Origin of the sequence: Streptomyces sp. NPDC127092 (assembly GCF_042722475.1) — a bacterium.
GTDB lineage: Bacteria > Actinomycetota > Actinomycetes > Streptomycetales > Streptomycetaceae > Streptomyces.
Genome location: NZ_JBHXFE010000130.1, coordinates 1 through 973, shown reverse-complemented (window position 1 = coordinate 973; position 973 = coordinate 1). Strand labels below are relative to the sequence as shown.

Sequence of the window (973 nt, the reverse complement as noted above, 5' to 3'; positions counted from 1 at the left end):
CGGGATGCGCCCCACGGGCCCGGTCGCGGCGAGCACCTGCCTGCCGTCGTCGAGGGCCAGACGCCCGGCGAACCGCAGCTCGCGGTCCAGCCACGAGTTCAGCAGCGGGCCGCCGTACACCTCGACGCCGGCCTGCACCCAGCCGTCGGCCGTCACGGTGGCCGGGTTCGGCTTGAGCTTGAACCCCGGCGAGTCCGTGTGCGCGCCGAGCACGCGGAACACCGGCACGACGCCGGCGCTCGGCCCCGCCTCGTCCGGCCCGGCCGCGCGCGCCTCAGCGCCCTCGTCCCGGCCCAGGGCCCCGGCGCCCGTCGGCACGATCCAGGCCATCGCCGCACCGTCGCGCACCACCACGTAGCCGCCCGGGGCCGCCGGGAAGTCGGCCGTCTCGTCCAGGCGGGTGAAGCCGACGGCCTCCAGGCGGCGTGCGACCTCCTCCGCGGCGTGGTAGCTGGAGGGCGAGGCGGTCACGAACTCGGCCAGGTCCCGCAGGTGGGCGGGCATCTCGGCGGCGGTGTCACGGGTCACGGGGGTCATGCCCCGACCGTACCGCGCCCCACCACCCCGTCCGGCTACCCTGGCCCGAAAGCGGGCCCGCCGCATCGCCCGCCCCGTCAGCGCAGGAGGAGCCCGCCGTGGACATCATGATCGCCGTCGCCGTGGGGGTCTTCCTCCTGGTGGCGTGGACCGTGGGCGGCTGGGCCATCGTGCGGATGGGCTTCACCCGGGACGGGGACGCGGCCCGCACCCCCGCCCACGACGACGGCGTCGCGCGTCCGACGCACCCCGGCGCGGCCGCGGACCCGGCCGCCGACCCCCACGTGATCTGGCGCGAGCAGATGAAGGCGGCCACGGCCGCCTCCGGGGCGCAGTGCGTCTGTCCGCCGCCGCCCCGCGAGGACGGCGCCGCCGAGACGGGGACGAGCGCGCCGCCGTCGTCCCCGGACTGCCCGATCCAAGGCTGGGACTACGC

Annotated in this window: 1 protein-coding gene and 1 pseudogene; one reads left to right on the top strand and one right to left on the bottom strand. The window is 77.7% G+C overall.

The genetic code is table 11. The annotated features are described in order from the left end of the window. A pseudogene (locus ACFWJO_RS37895) lies at positions 1-537 on the bottom strand (hypothetical protein); the annotation flags it as partial. 98 nt (positions 538-635) lie between these two features. Between ACFWJO_RS37895 and ACFWJO_RS37890 the strand changes: the two are divergent. After that, positions 636-973: hypothetical protein (locus ACFWJO_RS37890; RefSeq protein WP_386872684.1), on the top strand; the 338-nt coding region annotated here is incomplete at its 3' end.